General features: G+C 60.3%; 15 protein-coding genes and 3 pseudogenes. 13 read left to right on the forward strand and 5 right to left on the reverse strand.

Annotated features, from left to right (window positions below; translation table 11 throughout):
• Nucleotides 1–113: 113 nt before the first annotated feature.
• The 3 genes from OKW43_RS31925 to OKW43_RS31935 all read left to right on the forward strand — a co-directional run bounded on the left by OKW43_RS31925 (nt 114) and on the right by OKW43_RS31935 (nt 2,440).
• The gene (locus OKW43_RS31925; protein ID WP_429452084.1) at nt 114–1,055 is read left to right on the forward strand and encodes a VOC family protein; all 942 of its coding nucleotides are present in this window, start codon (nt 114–116) and stop codon (nt 1,053–1,055) included.
• Nucleotides 1,056–1,090: 35 nt separating this feature from the next.
• Nucleotides 1,091–1,441: a Rieske (2Fe-2S) protein gene (locus tag OKW43_RS31930; RefSeq protein ID WP_429452540.1), complete on the forward strand. Its 351-nt coding sequence runs from the start codon at nt 1,091–1,093 to the stop codon at nt 1,439–1,441.
• Between the two features lie 99 nt (nt 1,442–1,540).
• Nucleotides 1,541–2,440, forward strand: a complete 900-nt coding sequence (locus tag OKW43_RS31935) for a SphA family protein (protein WP_429452086.1) — start codon at nt 1,541–1,543, stop codon at nt 2,438–2,440.
• 118 nt (nt 2,441–2,558) lie between these two features.
• Here OKW43_RS31935 and OKW43_RS31940 read toward each other — a convergent pair whose 3' ends face one another.
• Both OKW43_RS31940 and OKW43_RS31945 read right to left on the reverse strand, forming a co-directional pair.
• On the reverse strand, nt 2,559–3,020 hold the full coding sequence (locus OKW43_RS31940; RefSeq protein WP_429452088.1) for a type II toxin-antitoxin system RelE/ParE family toxin: 462 nt from the start codon (nt 3,018–3,020) through the stop codon (nt 2,559–2,561).
• Nucleotides 3,021–3,106: 86 nt separating this feature from the next.
• Nucleotides 3,107–3,268 (reverse strand): hypothetical protein, encoded by a 162-nt coding sequence (locus OKW43_RS31945; RefSeq protein WP_429452090.1) that lies wholly within the window; start codon nt 3,266–3,268, stop codon nt 3,107–3,109.
• Between the two features lie 294 nt (nt 3,269–3,562).
• On the opposite strand from OKW43_RS31945, the gene OKW43_RS31950 reads away from it, so the two are divergent.
• The 6 genes from OKW43_RS31950 (at nt 3,563) to maiA (ending at nt 10,473) form a co-directional block, all read left to right on the forward strand.
• Nucleotides 3,563–4,462, forward strand: a complete 900-nt coding sequence (locus tag OKW43_RS31950) for a DMT family transporter (protein ID WP_429452092.1) — start codon at nt 3,563–3,565, stop codon at nt 4,460–4,462.
• A gap of 734 nt (nt 4,463–5,196) precedes the next feature.
• Nucleotides 5,197–6,888 carry an FAD-dependent oxidoreductase gene (locus tag OKW43_RS31955; protein WP_429452094.1) on the forward strand — a complete coding sequence of 564 codons (1,692 nt, stop codon included), beginning with the start codon at nt 5,197–5,199 and terminating at the stop codon, nt 6,886–6,888.
• Between the two features lie 5 nt (nt 6,889–6,893).
• Entirely contained in the window at nt 6,894–7,115 is a 222-nt protein-coding gene (locus tag OKW43_RS31960; RefSeq protein ID WP_184046172.1) for a DUF2783 domain-containing protein, read from the forward strand.
• A gap of 39 nt (nt 7,116–7,154) precedes the next feature.
• Complete coding sequence (hmgA, locus tag OKW43_RS31965) at nt 7,155–8,489, forward strand: homogentisate 1,2-dioxygenase (RefSeq protein ID WP_429452096.1); 1,335 nt, start codon at nt 7,155–7,157, stop codon at nt 8,487–8,489.
• Complete coding sequence (gene fahA, locus OKW43_RS31970; RefSeq protein WP_429452098.1) at nt 8,486–9,793, forward strand: fumarylacetoacetase; 1,308 nt, start codon at nt 8,486–8,488, stop codon at nt 9,791–9,793. The genes hmgA and fahA overlap by 4 nt, the downstream gene beginning before the upstream one ends.
• Nucleotides 9,790–10,473 (forward strand): maleylacetoacetate isomerase, encoded by a 684-nt coding sequence (gene maiA, locus OKW43_RS31975; protein ID WP_429452100.1) that lies wholly within the window; start codon nt 9,790–9,792, stop codon nt 10,471–10,473. The genes fahA and maiA overlap by 4 nt, the downstream gene beginning before the upstream one ends.
• A gap of 76 nt (nt 10,474–10,549) precedes the next feature.
• Here maiA and OKW43_RS31980 read toward each other — a convergent pair whose 3' ends face one another.
• Complete coding sequence (locus OKW43_RS31980) at nt 10,550–11,404, reverse strand: IclR family transcriptional regulator (protein ID WP_429452102.1); 855 nt, start codon at nt 11,402–11,404, stop codon at nt 10,550–10,552.
• A 66-nt stretch (nt 11,405–11,470) separates the two neighbouring features.
• Nucleotides 11,471–12,179, reverse strand: a pseudogene (locus OKW43_RS31985) (IclR family transcriptional regulator); the annotation flags it as partial.
• A 242-nt stretch (nt 12,180–12,421) separates the two neighbouring features.
• Here OKW43_RS31985 and OKW43_RS31990 point away from each other — a divergent pair.
• Entirely contained in the window at nt 12,422–13,381 is a 960-nt protein-coding gene (locus OKW43_RS31990) for an MBL fold metallo-hydrolase (RefSeq protein ID WP_429452105.1), read from the forward strand.
• Between the two features lie 153 nt (nt 13,382–13,534).
• Nucleotides 13,535–14,860 carry an MFS transporter gene (locus OKW43_RS31995; RefSeq protein ID WP_429452107.1) on the forward strand — a complete coding sequence of 442 codons (1,326 nt, stop codon included), beginning with the start codon at nt 13,535–13,537 and terminating at the stop codon, nt 14,858–14,860.
• 15 nt (nt 14,861–14,875) lie between these two features.
• Here the strand turns inward: OKW43_RS31995 and OKW43_RS32000 are convergent, their stop codons facing one another.
• Nucleotides 14,876–15,034, reverse strand: coding sequence for a hypothetical protein (locus tag OKW43_RS32000; protein ID WP_429452109.1), 159 nt, complete (start codon nt 15,032–15,034; stop codon nt 14,876–14,878).
• Here OKW43_RS32000 and OKW43_RS32005 point away from each other — a divergent pair.
• Both OKW43_RS32005 and OKW43_RS32010 read left to right on the forward strand, forming a co-directional pair.
• Nucleotides 14,957–15,508 (forward strand): annotated as a pseudogene (locus tag OKW43_RS32005) (ATP-binding cassette domain-containing protein); the annotation flags it as partial. The gene OKW43_RS32000 and the pseudogene OKW43_RS32005 sit on opposite strands and share 78 nt — an antisense overlap.
• Before the next feature lie 163 nt (nt 15,509–15,671).
• Nucleotides 15,672–15,929: pseudogene (locus tag OKW43_RS32010) on the forward strand (porin); the annotation flags it as partial.
• Nucleotides 15,930–15,953: the final 24 nt, after the last annotated feature.

A 15,953-nucleotide genomic window follows, 5' to 3' on the forward strand; every position in this document is an offset into this window, starting at 1 on the left:
TCCCAGATTTTGAGTGCTATCCCGCTTGCTTGCTGACGACACACGGAATATTATGATCCACACCGTATCGTATTTAAGCGGCTGTCGATTCACATTTACACAGGAATAAATTGATGAACATCCTCGGACCCGACACGCTCGTCTTTGGCGTCGAAGACGTCGAAAGTTGCGCGCGCTACCTTACCGATTACGGCCTTTCCCCCAAAGGAAACGGCCACTTCGAAGCTCTCGATGGGACGGGCGTAGTCATTCGGCCGAAGGACGATCCGTCGTTGCCTCAATGGACGTTCCCGACCGCCAACCAACTTCGTAAGACGATTTATGGGGTTGCGGATAAGGACGCTCTCGCCGAGATTGCTACTGAACTTGCGAAGGATCGGGACGTGCGATTTCTGGATGACGGCTCGATTGAGGCAGTCGACGATGTGGGCTTCATCCTCGGATTCCAGATCTCCGTACGCCGTCCGCTCCACATCCCTGCAGAACAGGTCAATGCGCCCGGCGATGCACGCCGCGGAGTTAACGTCATCGGCTCAAGCGCCGACGTCAACCAACCTCCGCCCTCGCCGCGTACTCTGTCGCATGTCGTGTACTTCGTCCCCGACGCGCAAAAGGCTGAGGCGTTTTACGTGAACCGCCTCGGCTTCCGTGTCAGCGATCGCTTCCTCGGAATGGGTCCGTTTCTCCGGCCGGCTGGCACGCAGGACCACCACACGCTGTTTTTCATCGAGACACCTGCCGTGATGCATGGCTGCGAACACTTCACATTCCACATGGGCGGACCGACCGAAGTGCTGCGAGCCGGCTACGCGTTTGCAGCCAAGGGGTACCAGTCCTTCTGGGGCCCCGGCCGCCATCGGTTCGGCTCTAACTGGTTCTGGTATTTCAATAGTCCGTTGGGCTGTCATATCGAATACGACGCGGACATGGATCAACATGATGATTCCTGGGAGCCTCGAGAAGCTCCGGGCATCGTTGATAACTCCCAGATCTTTCTCTTCCATTGGCGCGAGAAATGGGCGCCTGGCGGCCCGCCGCCGACAGCCTCGCACTGAGGCGGCAAACAATGACGGCGGATCTGGCGGGTTGGATGTATCTGTGCGATGTCGATGACTTACCTGAAATCGGCGCGCGCGGGTTCGATCTTTCCGGCCGCGGCGTAGACGAACTCTTCGTCGTACGAAGACATAGCCTGCTTAGAAGCTATAAAAATAGTTGTCCGCACTGGCCTGGCGCCTCAATGCCCTGGCGCCGGGACGCCTACCTTGACGCGAGCGGCACGTCCATCGTGTGTAACGGACACGGCGCCCGCTTTGACATCGAGTCGGGGATCTGCACAGTTGGACCGTGTGCCGGTCTAGCGCTGATCGCCGTTCCGCTGTGGATAGAAGGCGAGTCTCATGTATGGGTCCGTGGGTTGACCGAAGTTACAACTGATTAACGAACCGTCGGCAGTTTTCGCGACGTCGTCGCAGACAGCATGGAAACGACGCGCCTTAACTTCTGCATAACTAATAAACACTAAGTTTGGAGACAAAGAATGTTCAAGCCTCGCCTCTATGTCGGCGCGCTAGGTGTCGCGCTTCTTGTTCAAACACCGGCCCAAGCCCTTGAAAATGGCGCGACGAGTTACCCCGTCGGAATTATGACCGTGATGAGCGGGCTGCTGGGCGCCCCGGGAACGTACCTCTATACCTACAACAAGTTCGAAAACATTACCTCGCTTCGCGACGGCAACGGAAATGCAAACCCACCGGGCGCTGACGGGGGCGTCCAGTCCCATGCGCTGCGCGTTGTACACGTTTTCGAGCAACCTACTCTCTTCGGCGGCAATCTGGCTATTCAGGCAGCGCTTCCGTATGTCGACGGGACGCTTCATTTCCCCTCTTATGGCATTTCGGGCGGCGGGCGCGGGTTCGGAGATCCACTATTCGGTGTCTTGCTCGGCTGGCAGTCCCAGACATACTTTCAGACCATCGAGCTTGACGTCGTTGTTCCCACTGGCTCGTATCAGACAAACAGGCTGTTCAACCCTGGCAACAACGTTACGAGTGGCTATCTCGCGTATTCCTTTACGTGGTACCCGTTGCGCCAGATTGAGATCAGTTCCAAGATCAACCTGAACTACAGCAGCGTCAATTCGGCAACTCACTATCAGTCCGGCGTGCAGTTGACTGCCGACTACGGCATCAACTATCACATTAACCAAGCTTGGTTGGTCGGCGTCGGCGGCTACGCCAATACGCAGCTCAACGATGACAAGATTAACGGACAACCGGCATTCGGCGACGGTCACAGAACACACGAGGTCACGATTGGCCCCCAGGTGGGCTATGGAACGCAAAAGTGGGGAGGAATGGTTAGTTGGCAGCAGCATGTCTATGCGCGGAACGCTGCTTACGGCAACGCGCTTTGGGTCAACGCGTACTACAAGTTCTGAAACGCACCGAGCCGGACGCTGATTACTGTGACAGTTGCCTGGCTAAGGTTGTCAGCACTGGACACGCCTTTTTGTCGGTTGCATCTCTTTGCGGCGACACCCGGAATAGCGACAAGCTTTACCTTGCGCCGGAACCGCTGGAATAATCGTCGGCACTTTCCGCCAGCCGCCATCGAAGGGACCGCCTCAGAATTCGGAAAAATCGCACGCTAGCGGTGGGCGGCGTCGCTGGTCGCCGCCCACTCAACGCGTTCTCGTCACAGCTCCAGCGCTCGGTAAAGCGCGGCTCGGTAAAATTCGCGGCGTCGGGGAGTGGACCGTTGCGGTCAAATCCAGTGATCCGATGAATCTCGTTCTGGCTCTTGTTCAGTTCCAGCAACGTGAACACCGTACTTTGCTGATGCGGCTTGGCCTCGTCCACCTTGCGGGATGTGAACCGGAAATCGCGCAGCACGTCGGTTGCCCTGCGGATTGCGTCGAGGTCGAGTTCAGCCGCCGCAACATCGCGCTTGACCAGAAAGCCGTACAGCCGTTTCAGATCATCGCGCGCTCCTGGGGAGTATCGGACGCGAAAGCTCACTGCGCGTTCATCGCGGCACCGAGCATCCCCTGCAACTCGGCGTGGACATCGGCTGCATCGATCCAGTTGTAGTCACGGCGCGCCCATCAGCGCGCTTTCAGCCCACGTGCGATAAACTCGCGTCGCAGCTGCCGCCGCGCGACACCCTCGCGCAGCGCGGCTTCCATGAACGCCGACAGCAACTCATTTTCATTCGGGACTGCTTCGACGGCCCGAAGCAGTTCGGGGTCGACCTGCAGGGCGGGCACGGTGGAAGTTTTCTTCGGACTCTCCGTGCATCGCAAATGTAATGCACCTGGCTTTTTCCGGCTGCTATCGGTCGGTTTCGTCGATCACGCTCACCACACTGCTGTTCGAATGCAGAACAATGCCGCTATAGTTCATGAGGACCTCCTTCCGGTTGAAGCGGTTTTGGCAAACTCACTTTAATCGCGTCGCCCTTCAGGGCGGCGGCGGGAAGTCCGCTAGATGATTTTCACTCTAGCGGACTTCCTTCCTGTTTCGTCGTCCGTCGAACCGCCTAACCTGTCCAACGAGGATACATGCGACTTAACGATGTCGTTGCAGACCGCACCGCCCAATATCAAAGCATTGCTTTCATACTCGCATCCATGTTCTGTTTTGCGGTCGTCGATGCACTTGGCAAAGCCGTGGCGCTCAGCTACCCCGCGAACGAAGTCACATTTTTCCGCATGTTATTTGGAATGGTCCCTGCTGTCGCAGTCATTATGCGTGGACCCCCGATATCGGATCGAGTTCGTAATCTTGACATTCGAGGTCAGACTATCCGCGCTCTGACTCTACTCGGCGCCTCGACATTGTTCTTCGCAGGGCTGCCTTATCTGCCCTTGAGCGAGGCCGTCGCAATTGTCTATTCAGAAGCGATCTTCGTCATTCTTCTCGCACCATTCCTGCTGGGCGAGCGTTTGCTGGCCCGCAACGCCATTGCTGCTTGCATCGGCTTCGTTGGTGTTCTTTTGGTGGTGCGACCTCAGGGTAGCTTATCGAATCTCATTGGGCCCATCCTTCTGCTATCAAGCGCCCTATGCGGCGCGCTTTCCATGATTCAAATCCGGAAACTCAAAACCAGCGACGACTCCGGCATCACTGTTCTGTACTTCACAGCTTTCGGGACTGTGGTAACCGGCTTGTCTCTTGTTTTCGCTTGGCGCACTCCGACACTCAGAGATCTGGCAATCATGGCATTGCTGGCTGTTTTCGCGACAGTGGGCCAGCTCCTTTTCACAGTCGCGGTAAGGCGGGAGAGTGCAGCAGCGTTAGCACCGTACACCTATACCAGTATCATCTGGGCCACGTTATTCGGCTTCATCGTATGGGGCGAGACGCTGAGTTTCTTATCCGTCGTTGGAATAGCATCAATTATTGGATGTTCCATCGCTGTGGCGATCCGCGAACAACCTCCTGAGGGACCAGAGGTTTAATGTCGAAGCGAGTTCGAGCGTAGGGACCGCTTAGGTCCCGGCCAAGTTCTGCCCCGACTGCCGAGCGGCCCGTTACCGAGAAAGATGAAGGTCCCTCCAGGGTCGCGTACTGTCCTTCGCGGTTGATCTCGTACTCCAGTAACTTCAGCACGCGTCGGGTGATCTTCGCCGACCACTGCATTCCAACCATCCCCCAGCGTTCCGGCAGGCAGTCCGTCCCACTGCTCTCGCGTCTTCCATTCGCACGATAAGGGACTCGGTCTCATAGTACGGTCTCTCCGACCACCCTTGCCGGCAGTCTCACGAATCCGGAAAATCCAGTCTGACGAAAAGCGCCCCAGTCTCACTAATTCGGTTTCCCGGCAGCGGTCTGCGCCGCGCCCGGAAGCGCCTTTCCCTCGGCCCCCTTCCCCTCGCGTTCCTTTCCCTTCGCCTCGCTAACTCGCCCCGTCTTTCCCTGCGTGAGCGCACTGCGCCGCGTCACGGTCGCGCTCGCCATCCATCCGGCGTGTGCATGAGTTCGCCCGCTTCTTCGCTCTCCACCGCCAGCATGGCATCGCCTTTCAACGCGCAACCAGGCCGTTCCGCGGTCGCATCGGCGCGTCTTGACTAGCCACACCAGGGTAAACACAGATTCGTCCCGATCAAAAGCTGCATAGAATGACAAACATTAGCAAGGAGCAATAATACTTGCTATAGACTAATACAGCTGACCCGCAGCACACGGAGACACGATGCAAATCGATTATCAAACGATGCGGTTCGACTACGAGCGAGCCGCCGACCACGACGCCGCGACGCCCGCTACCTATCCGGTCGTCGTGATCGGAGCGGGCCCTGTCGGGCTGAGCGCCGCGATCGATCTGGCGCAGCAGGGCGTGCGTACCGTGCTCGTCGATAACGACGACACGCTGTCGAGCGGCTCGCGCGCCATCTGTTTCGCCAAGCGGACGCTGGAAATTTTCGACCGCCTCGGCTGTGGCGCGCAGATGGTGGACAAAGGCGTGAGCTGGAACGTCGGCAAGGTGTTCCTGCAGGACGAACTGATCTACACGTTCAATCTGCTGCCCGAAACGGGACACGCCCGCCCCGCCTTCATCAACCTGCAGCAGTACTACGTCGAAGGCTATCTGGCCGGGCGCGCACGGCAGACGGCCAATCTGCAGATGCGCTGGAAAAGCAACGTCACCGGTCTGACGCAGCACGACGGCTATGTCGAATTGCAGGTCGAAACCCCCGACGGCGTCTACCCGATGCGCGCGCAATACGTGATTGCCGCCGATGGCTCCCGCAGCGCGGTGCGCAAGGCGCTCGGTCTCGATAGTCGTGGCCGTACGTTCAAGGACCGCTTCCTGATCGCCGACGTGAAGATGAAGGCGCCGTTTCCGACCGAGCGCTGGTTCTGGTTCGATCCGCCGTTTCACCGCAATCAGTCGGTGTTGCTGCATCGTCAGCCCGACAACGTCTGGCGCATCGATTTCCAGCTCGGCTGGGACGCCGACCCTGTTGCGGAAAAGCAGCCGGAGAAAGTGATTCCGCGCGTGAAGGCATTGCTGGGCGAAGACACGGAGTTCGAACTCGAATGGGTCAGCGTCTATACGTTCTCGTGTCTGCGCATGGACAGCTTCCGGCACGGTCGGGTGCTGTTCGCGGGCGATGCGGCGCACGGCGTGTCGCCGTTCGGCGCACGCGGCGCGAATAGCGGCGTGCAGGACGCCGACAACCTCGCGTGGAAGTTGCGGCTGGTGGTCAACGGCGATGCGCCGCCTTCGTTGCTCGACACCTATGCATCGGAGCGCGAATACGCGGCCGATGAAAACATCCTGAACTCGTCACGTGCAACGGACTTCATCACGCCAAAAAGCGCGATCTCGCGGATGTTCCGCGATGCGACGCTCAAGCTCGCGAAAGACTGCCCGTTCGCGCGACGCATCGTCAATAGCGGGCGACTGTCGATTCCCGCCGTGTTGCGCGACTCGACGCTGAACACGCCCGACGCCGCCGACGCCGCGTTCTCCTGCACGATGGTGCCCGGCGCGGTCTGCACGGACGCGCCCGTGAAGGTGCAAGGCGACGACGCGTGGTTCCTCAACCAGACGGGCCACGGCGGCTTTACGGGCGTGCATTTCTGCGGCCATGGAGACGATCTTTCGGCGCGTGCCGAACAGCTTGCCGCGCTCGCCCGGCTTGCGGTTCCGGTGCGCACGGTGATGGTCGTGCCGCGCGGCGCTGCGGCGACGGCCTTGCCGGGTACGCCTGGCATCACCCTGGTCGAAGACGTCGAGGGCATCGTCATGCATCGCTTCGATGCGCGTCCCGGCACCTTCTATCTGCTGCGACCCGATCAGCATGTCTGCGCACGCTGGCGCGCGTTCGACCTCGGATCGGTCGCGAAAGCCGTCAATCGCGCTACGTGCAACGGATGACCATCATGACCACGCTGAATATCGAAACCAATATCGCCGACCCTGACGCGTTCTACGAAAAACTGATCGACGCGCACAACGGTCTGACCGACGAACAAAGTCATTTCATGAACGCGAAGCTGGTGCTGCTGCTCGCCAACCATATCGGCGATGCCAGCGTGCTGGCCGAGGCGCTCGCCATCGCCCGCGCAGGCGTCGCGCCCGATAACGACGCCGCGCCGCAATAGCCGCACTGATCCAACATTTCCCGTTCCACGGAGAAGCAGATGCCGGAAAACACAGATGGACTGACAGGGGTGCCGGACAACCGATACCAGTCCGGATTTGGCAACGAGTTCGCCACCGAAGCCTTGCCGGGCGTGCTGCCCGTGGGCCGCAACTCGCCGCAGCAGGTCGCAAGAGGGCTGTATGCCGAGCAGTTGTCGGGCACCGCGTTCACCGCACCGCGCGCACACAACCGCCGTTCGTGGCTTTACCGGATTCGTCCGGCCGCTGTTCACAAGCCGTTCACGCGGCTGTCGAATGACCGGCTGGTTGGCGACTTTTCGACGGTGCCGACGACGCCGCCCAACCAGTTGCGCTGGGACCCGCTGCCAATGCCCGATGGTCCGGTGGACTTCGTCGATTCGCTGGTGACGATGGCGGGCAATGGATCGGTGGCGTCGATGAGCGGCTGCGCGATTCATCTGTACGCAGCCACCGCATCGATGCATGAGCGCTTCTTCTATTCCGCCGACGGCGAATTCCTGATCGTGCCGCAGCAAGGCCGCCTGACGATTGCGACCGAACTCGGCGTACTCGATGTCGAGCCGTTCGAGATTGCGGTGATTCCGCGCGGCGTACGTTTTTCGGTTGCGCTGCCGGATGGCGAGGCGCGCGGCTACGTATGCGAAAACTTCGGCGCATTGCTCGCGCTGCCGGACCTGGGACCGATAGGCTCCAACGGCCTCGCGAATCCGCGCGACTTCCTGACGCCTCATGCGGCTTTCGAAGATCGCGAAGGCCGGTTCGAACTGGTCGCCAAATTTGACGGTCATCTGTGGAGCGCGGATATCGGGCATTCGCCGCTCGATGTGGTGGCGTGGCATGGCAACTGTGCGCCGTACAAATACGATTTGCGGCACTTCAATACGATCGGCTCGATCAGCTACGACCATCCCGATCCGTCCATCTTCCTCGTGCTGCAATCGCCGAGCGATACGGAAGGCGTGCACTCGCTCGACTTCGTGATTTTCCCGCCGCGCTGGCTGGTCGCGGAAGATACGTTCCGACCACCCTGGTTCCATCGCAATGTCGCAAGCGAGTTCATGGGACTCGTGTACGGCGCGTACGACGCAAAGGAAGAAGGCTTCGTGCCGGGCGGTGCGAGTCTGCATAACTGCATGTCCGGGCATGGCCCGGATGCGGAGACGTTCCGCAAAGCATCGGCATCGGATACGACCCAACCGCATAAGGTGGACAACACGCTCGCATTCATGTTCGAGACGCCGCGCATAATTCGCCCGACTGCGTTCGCACTGGAAAGCTCGCAATTGCAGGCCGAGTATTTCGAATGCTGGCAAGGTCTGCGGAAAAACTTCAAGCCGGAGACGCAAGCATGACGAACCCCACTTCGATGACGTGGCAAGCGGCCAACGATCCGCGCCGTAAAAGCTGGGTCAAATCTGCAAACGATCCAGCCAGCGACTTTCCGATCCAGAACCTGCCGTTCGGCGTGTTCAGCGACAACAACAATACGACGCCACGTGTCGGTGTCGCGATTGGCGATCGCATTGTCGATCTCGCCGCGCTTGCGGATAACGGGCTGCTGACACCGGGCCGCGACGTGTTCGCGTGTGCGTCGCTGAACCGCTTTGTCGCGCTCGGACAGGCGCAGTGGCGCGCAGTGCGCGCGCAGCTGTCGTCGCTGCTCGATGCGAACACGGCCTCGTTGCGCGACGACGCTTCGCTGCGCGAGAAGGCGCTGGTCGCGCAAGCCGATGCCCGGATGCATCTGCCCGTCGAGATTCCGGGCTATACGGATTTCTATTCGTCGAAGGAACATGCGACCAACGTCGGCTCGATGTTCCGCGATCCGAAGAACGCCCTTCTGCCTAACTGGCTCGAAATCCCGATTGGTTATAACGGCCGCGCGTCGTCGGTGGTCGTCAGCGAAACGCCCGTCAGGCGACCCAACGGCCAGATCAAGACGCCCGACAGCGATCGCCCGATTTACAGCGCGTGCCGCAAGCTCGATATCGAACTGGAGACGGGTTTTATCGTGGGCACGAATACGACGCTCGGCGAGCCGGTTGCGTGCGAACAGGCTGAGGCGCATATCTTCGGCATGGTGCTGCTCAACGACTGGAGCGCCCGCGACATCCAGCAGTGGGAATACGTGCCGCTCGGACCGTTCAATTCGAAAGGCTTTGCCACCACGATTTCGCCGTGGATCGTGACGCTCGACGCGCTCGACCCATTCCGCTGCGCACAGCCGGAACAGTCGCCGCAGCCGCTACCGTATCTGCGTCACGCGGGAAGACACGGCTTCGATATTCAACTTGAAGTCGATCTGCACGGCGCGGGCGAACGCGAGACGTCTACGATTTGCCGCACCAACTTCAAATACATGTACTGGACGATGGCGCAGCAACTCGCGCATCACACCGCTTCGGGCTGCAACGTTCGGGTCGGCGACCTGATGGGCTCGGGAACGATCAGCGGCGCGACGCCGGATTCGTGCGGCTCGCTGCTGGAATCGACGTGGAACGGCCAGCGCCCGCTCGCGCTGCCTTCCGGCAACACGCGCGCGTTCCTTCAGGACGGCGACGAAGTGGCGATACGCGGATGGTGCCAGGGCGACGGCTATCGCGTCGGCTTCGGCACATGTTCTGGGAAGATCCTGCCCGCGCCGGAGCTTGCATGAGCGATCCCACGCTGCATGGCTATTTCCGCAGCTCGGCGTCGTATCGGGTGCGGATCGCGCTGGCGTTGAAAGCGATTCCGTTCGATCAGTCGCCGGTCCATCTGGTGCGCGACGGCGGCGAGCATCTGAAGCCCGCATATCGTGCGATCAATCCCGAGGGGCTCGTACCGTCGCTGACGCATAGCGTTGGCGATCAGACGCATGTGCTCACGCAATCGCTTGCGATCATCGACTATCTGGACGAGGTATATCCGGAGCCGCCGCTGTTGCCTCGCCTGGCGCTGGATCGCGCGTATGTGCGCTCCGTGGCGTTGCAGGTGGCGTGCGACATTCATCCGGTGAATAACCTGCGCGTGCTGAAGTATCTGAGCGGCACGCTCGGTATCACGGACGAGCAGAAGAGCGCGTGGTATCGGCACTGGATCGATCTTGGCTTCGCTTCGCTGGAGAAGCGGCTGTCGGTCGATCCGCGCGTCGGCACGCTCGTGTTCGGCGATACGCCGACGCTCGCCGACCTCTGCATCGTGCCGCAGGTCTGGAACGCGCGGCGCTTCGACGTGCCGCTCGACGCCTATCCGACGATAGTCAGGATCGCCGGTCACGCGATGAGCCTTCCCGCTTTCGCAGCCGCCGAGCCGTCCATGCAACCCGATGCGGAGCCGCCGCCCCGCTCCGCATAACCCCGCGCCGCGCGTCGGCATCAGCCGCACTGCCGGTCGCGAAGTCAATTGCAGGGTCGATCGCAGAGTCGCAAAGTCAGCCGCCGATCCAGCCAAAGCGCCACGAAAGCCGGCGCGTCGCCGCGAGCAGTTTTTGCGCGGTCGCGCCGTCGAAACTGTGGTCGAAGCTGCCAGACGGTCCGATCAACGCGACCACGAGGGCAATGCTGCCGGTGTGATCGAATACGGGCGCCGCCAGCGTACCGATACCCGGCACCGGCGCATCGAGCGCGTTGTCGATGCCGTCTGCCATGACCTTCGTGCGTCGCGCCTGATAAGTGTGCGCCAACGACGGCGCGGCTTTTTTCGCAGATACCACCACGTCGGCCGCATTCGCGCCCGCCAGCCGGATCGATTCCTGCGCCAGCAGGCCGATCAGCACGTCGTCGGAGAGGTACGCGGCAAACACCCGCCCGATCGCCGTATTCACGAACGACATCACCGTTCCAACCCGCAAGCTGACGTGCTGCGGTCGCGCGGATTCTTCGAAGCGGATTACGGTCGGCCCGAGCGGTCCGAGAATCGCGACCGCGACGCTCATCCCCGACTCGGCGGCCAAGGCGACGATCTCGGGTTCGGCGTCGCGTATCGGCGACATCCGCTGCAATGCGATCAGACCTAGCTCCATGCTGAGCGGCCCCGCATTGAAATAGCCCGCGTCGTCGCGACTGAGCAGACCCACCTTTAGCAAACTCACCAGGTGTGGGAACGCCTTGGCGGCGGGCATATCGGCGGCGGCGGCCAGATCGCGCAGCGACAGCGGGCGACCCGCGGAAACCAGCGCGAGCAACAGTTCGCCCGTGCTGTCGAGCGCGCTGATGCCGCGTTGCGCTTTCGGATCGCTGGTTTCGGTTACGTTAAAACCGGACGTGTCCGGAGTGTCGGTGTGCATGGTTTCAATTCGAGGTGACGAGCGCTTCGGTGACTTGCCGGGTGGTTTCGATTAACTGGCGAGCCACGTCGCCGTTCCAGCCGACGTCGATCGATCCCGAAGAACCGATTGCCGTCAACGCAAGCTGCATTCGCTGCTGCGCGTCGAACACGGGCACACTCAAGCTGCTGACGCCCGGACTCGGCGCGTCGACGCCGCGCTCGATCCCGCGCGCGCGGATGGCGTCGAAGCGTTTGAACCATTGCGCATCGACCACCGGCGTCCTGGCCGCGCTGTTACCCGGCGACGATGCATCGGGCGCGAGCGCCTGACTCCGCGCCATCTGGCGGACCTGCTCGTGCGCGTAAAACGCACAGAAGATGCGGCCCGTGGACGTGGCTTCGAGCGACATCACCGTACCGATATGCAGATTTACATGCAGCGGAAAACCGCCGCGCTCGTATCGCACGATGGTCGGCCCTTGCGCGCCCGCCACACAGATCGCCACGCTGAAGCCGACTTGCTGGGCAAGCGCTGCCGCGTACGGCGCGGCGATCCGGTACACCGGTTGCTGTTCGATATGCATGAGCCCGAGGCGCAACGACAACGGGCCTGGCTCGTAATTGCCCGTCAGCGCGTCGCGCTTGACGAGGCCAAGACGCGTCAGGCTCACCAGATACGTGTGAGCCTGCGCGGAAGACAGTTGTGCCTCGCCCGCCAGTTCGGTCAGCCCGAGCGGGACGCGATGCCGTGCCAGCGCTTGGAGCAGACGCCCGCCTACCTCGACGCTTTGAATGCCCCGTTGCTTCCTCTCGACCGACGCGTCAGCCGTCGTATGACCCGGACTTTCGCCCGATGCGGATTTGACCAATTCGGTGCCTCGCGATGGAAGGGATAGATGGTATCCGATTGAGCCCCAACCCCCAATCTGCGGAGTTTACCCTAGTTTAGTTAACGGCAAGGTGTTTTGCTATTGACAAACTTTCGCATGACGACGACCATAGCTCATCCCCAACGAGTCGTATAACGGAGACAGACATGGCAAAGGCTTTTGCATCCCAGGCCGACCTGGAAGAAAAGAAAATCACATGGACCCGACTGTCCGAGAACGCATATGCGTACACGGCGGAAGGCGACCCGAATTCGGGCGTCATCATTGGCGACGACGGCGTGCTGATCGTCGATACGACTGCCACGCCCGCGATGGCGCAAGACCTGATCGCGAAGATCCGCAGCGTCACCGACAAGCCGATCAAATATGTCGTGCTATCGCACTATCACGCGGTGCGCGTGCTCGGCGCGTCGGCGTATTTCAATGAAGGCGCGCAGCAGGTGATCGCGAGCCGCGGCACCTATGAAATGATCGTCGAGCGCGGCGAAGCCGATATGAAATCCGAAATCGAGCGCTTTCCGCGTCTGTTTGCTGGCGTCGAAACCGTTCCCGGTCTGACCTGGCCGACGCTCGTGTTCGAAAAGGAAATGACGCTGTTCCTCGGCAAGCTCGAAGTGCGCATCGCGCACCTCGGCTCGGGCCATACCAAGGGCGATACGGTCGTCTGGTTGCCATCTCAGAAAGTGCTGTTCTCCGGCGATCTGGTCGAATACGACGCGGCCTGCTATTGCGGCGACGCGCAACTCGAACAATGGCCCGCGACGCTCGAGGCATTGCGCGCGCTGAATGCAGACAAGCTCGTGCCGGGACGCGGCCCCGCGCTACTCAATCCGGCTGACGTGAACAAGGGCCTCGACTACACGAAAGACTTCGTGACGACGCTGCTGCAAGCCGGCCGCGACGCGTACAAGGACAAGCTCGATCTGAAGGGCGCGATGGCGCTCACGCGCAAGGCGATGGACCCGAAGTTCGGCCAGGTGTTCATCTACGAACACTGCCTGCCGTTCGACGTTTCGCGCGCGTATGACGAAGCGAGCGGCATCACGCATCCGCGTATCTGGACCGCGCAGCGCGACAAGGAAATGTGGGCCGCGCTGCAGGACTGATCGCGAAACAGGGCGCGGCACGCGCTGCGCACTGATCGCACGAAGCACACCTGGAAAGGCCGTCCGGCCTTTCACCGTTCAGAACATGAAGGCGCACAGACGCCTCGGGCTTGCTCGTCTCCAGTCAGACGCGCAACGCATATGGAGCGAGACATGCAACATTCCCTCGATGGCGACGCCATTCGGCAAGTCGCGCCTGTCACGGCCGATCACCTGATGTTTCAGAAGGTCGCGTGGCGCATCATTCCGTTTCTGTTTCTCTGTTATGTCGTGTCTTTTCTGGACCGCATCAATATCGGTTTTGCGCAATTGCAGATGAAGCACGATCTCGGCTTCAGCGATGCCATGTATGGGCTTGGCGCAGCCGTGTTCTACGTCGGCTATGTGCTATGCGAAGTGCCGAGCAACATCCTGCTCGCCCGATACGGCGCACGTAAGACCTTCATGCGCATCATGCTGCTGTGGGGCATCGCGTCGATGTGCATGATGTTCGTATCGAAGCCCGCGCACTTCTATATCCTGCGATTCATGCTCGGCGTGTTCGAGGCCGGCTTCTTCCCCGGCATCGTGCTGTATCTGACCTACTGGTTTCCGGCGAATCGTCGCGCGGCGGTGATGTCCGTGTTCTTTGCGGGCGTCGCGGTAGCGGGCGTGCTGGGCGGCCTGTTTTCCGGCTGGATCATGCGCGACATGAACGGCGTGATGGGACTGTTCGGCTGGCAATGGATGTTCGCAATCGAAGGCGCACCCGCCGTGATCCTCGCGTTTCTCACGTGGCGTTACCTGGTGGACAAGCCGCACCACGCGAACTGGCTCACCCACGAAGAAAAGGACCGGCTCGTTGCACTCTGCGCGCAAGGCCAGGCGAAGGACAGCAAGCACGACGGTCGCAGTTTCGCGGCGGCGCTGCTCAATCCGCGCGTCTATCTGTTCGCGTTCATTTACTTCTCGCTGACCTGCGCGTCGCTCACGTTGAACTTCTGGATGCCGCTGATGATCCGCGATTTCGGCATCAAGGATGTCGTGTCGGTGAGTCTCTATACCGTCGTGCCGAATGCGATCGGCGCGATCGGTCTGATGTTGATTGCGCGTCGTTCCGATCGCACGGGCGAGCGGCGCAAGCACTTTGCGTTTTGCACGATCGGCGGCGGGCTGGCGCTGGCGGCACTGACGCTGCATCTGAACAGCTTTCCCACGATGCTGGCGATTCTGTCGCTTGCCGCCGTATTGATCTTCGCCGCACTGCCGATCTTCTGGTCCGTGCCGACGAGCCATCTTTCCGGCAAGGCTGCGGCATCCGGCATTGCGTTTATCAGCAGCATCGGGATCACGAGCGGCATCGTCAGCCCGTGGGTGATCGGCCAGATTCGCACGAGTACGGGCAGCATGGATCTCGCGGTCTACCTTCTCGCAGGTTTGCTGGTGCTGAGCGGGCTGGCGTTGATGGTCGGCATCAAGGCCGATGCGGTGAAGGCTTAAGTCATCTGGCCGCGCTCAGGCGTCCCCAGCAATGACGCCACGCACGACTTTCGCCTTTGTCGATATCTGTTTCGCAAGCTTGTCGGTTTCATCGGCAAGCTCGGCTATCTCGACGTCGCGGACCCGAAGCAGCTGCAGCGTATCCGGAAGAAACTCTCGATGGTGTTCCAGCATTTCAATCTCTGGGCGCATGTGAACGTTCTCGAGAACATTGTTGAAGCGCCGGTACATGTGCTCGGGCTGCCACGTCGCGAGGCGGAAGAGCGCGCGCGTGAATACCTGGAGAAAGTCGGACTCGCGCCGCGCGTGGAGAAGCAGTATCCGTCGCATCTCTCGGGAGGGCAGCAGCAACGTGTCGCGATTGCGCGCGCATTGGCGATGAACCCTGACGTCATGCTGTTCGATGAACCAACATCTGCACTCGACCCGGAGCTGGTAGGTGAAGTTCTCAAGGTAATGCAAAAGCTCGCAGACGAAGGACGCACAATGATTGTGGTTACGCATGAAATGGGGTTTGCCCGCAATGTATCGAATCATGTGGTGTTTCTTCATCAAGGACGCACCGAGGAAGAGGGGCTTCCTGAGGAAGTATTGACTAAGCCGTGCAGCGAACGACTCGGGCAGTTTCTCTCTGGGAGCCTGAAGTAGCCCGCGACCGTGAGAAAACTGCCGACGACGTCTGATTTTTCATCAGTAATGCTGATAGATCAGATACGGATCATACGCGGTTAATTCGGTCCGTCGATAAAGAAGTTTTCACGTAGTTATATTCGGAGACTTTAATGAAAAAAGCACACTTGCTGTACTTTTTATTTCCACTATCGCAACGCCGGTATTCGCTCAATCTACTGCGACGCTTTACGGTCTGATTGATGAAGACTTCGATTACACCAACAATGTCGCAGGTTCGAAGGTGTATGAACTCCGGAGCGGCTACGCTCAAGGTAGCCGCTGGGGTCTTAAAGGAACAGAGGATCTTGGCAGCGGGCTGAGCGCGATTTTCAAACTGGAGAACGGCTTCAATGTCAACAATGGTCGCCTCGAGCAAGGCGGGCTGATGTTCGGCCGTTAGGCATACGTCGGAACTTCCTCA

Source organism: Paraburkholderia sp. WC7.3g, assembly GCF_050436345.1.
In the GTDB taxonomy this organism is placed as follows: Bacteria; Pseudomonadota; Gammaproteobacteria; order Burkholderiales; family Burkholderiaceae; genus Paraburkholderia; species Paraburkholderia podalyriae.

What these genes read in the sequence shown, in the direction of transcription:
- OKW43_RS31950 (WP_429452092.1), top strand. Translation starts at nt 3,563, where the DNA reads ATGCGACTTAACGATGTCGTTGCAGACCGCACCGCCCAATATCAAAGC.
- OKW43_RS31955 (WP_429452094.1), top strand. Translation starts at nt 5,197, where the DNA reads ATGCAAATCGATTATCAAACGATGCGGTTCGACTACGAGCGAGCCGCC.
- maiA (WP_429452100.1), top strand. Translation starts at nt 9,790, where the DNA reads ATGAGCGATCCCACGCTGCATGGCTATTTCCGCAGCTCGGCGTCGTAT.
- OKW43_RS31960 (WP_184046172.1), top strand. Translation starts at nt 6,894, where the DNA reads ATGACCACGCTGAATATCGAAACCAATATCGCCGACCCTGACGCGTTC.
- OKW43_RS31990 (WP_429452105.1), top strand. Translation starts at nt 12,422, where the DNA reads ATGGCAAAGGCTTTTGCATCCCAGGCCGACCTGGAAGAAAAGAAAATC.
- OKW43_RS31925 (WP_429452084.1), top strand. Translation starts at nt 114, where the DNA reads ATGAACATCCTCGGACCCGACACGCTCGTCTTTGGCGTCGAAGACGTC.
- fahA (WP_429452098.1), top strand. Translation starts at nt 8,486, where the DNA reads ATGACGAACCCCACTTCGATGACGTGGCAAGCGGCCAACGATCCGCGC.
- OKW43_RS32000 (WP_429452109.1), bottom strand. Translation starts at nt 15,034, where the DNA reads ATGCTGGAACACCATCGAGAGTTTCTTCCGGATACGCTGCAGCTGCTT.
- OKW43_RS31980 (WP_429452102.1), bottom strand. Translation starts at nt 11,404, where the DNA reads ATGCACACCGACACTCCGGACACGTCCGGTTTTAACGTAACCGAAACC.
- hmgA (WP_429452096.1), top strand. Translation starts at nt 7,155, where the DNA reads ATGCCGGAAAACACAGATGGACTGACAGGGGTGCCGGACAACCGATAC.
- OKW43_RS31995 (WP_429452107.1), top strand. Translation starts at nt 13,535, where the DNA reads ATGCAACATTCCCTCGATGGCGACGCCATTCGGCAAGTCGCGCCTGTC.
- OKW43_RS31930 (WP_429452540.1), top strand. Translation starts at nt 1,091, where the DNA reads ATGTATCTGTGCGATGTCGATGACTTACCTGAAATCGGCGCGCGCGGG.
- OKW43_RS31935 (WP_429452086.1), top strand. Translation starts at nt 1,541, where the DNA reads ATGTTCAAGCCTCGCCTCTATGTCGGCGCGCTAGGTGTCGCGCTTCTT.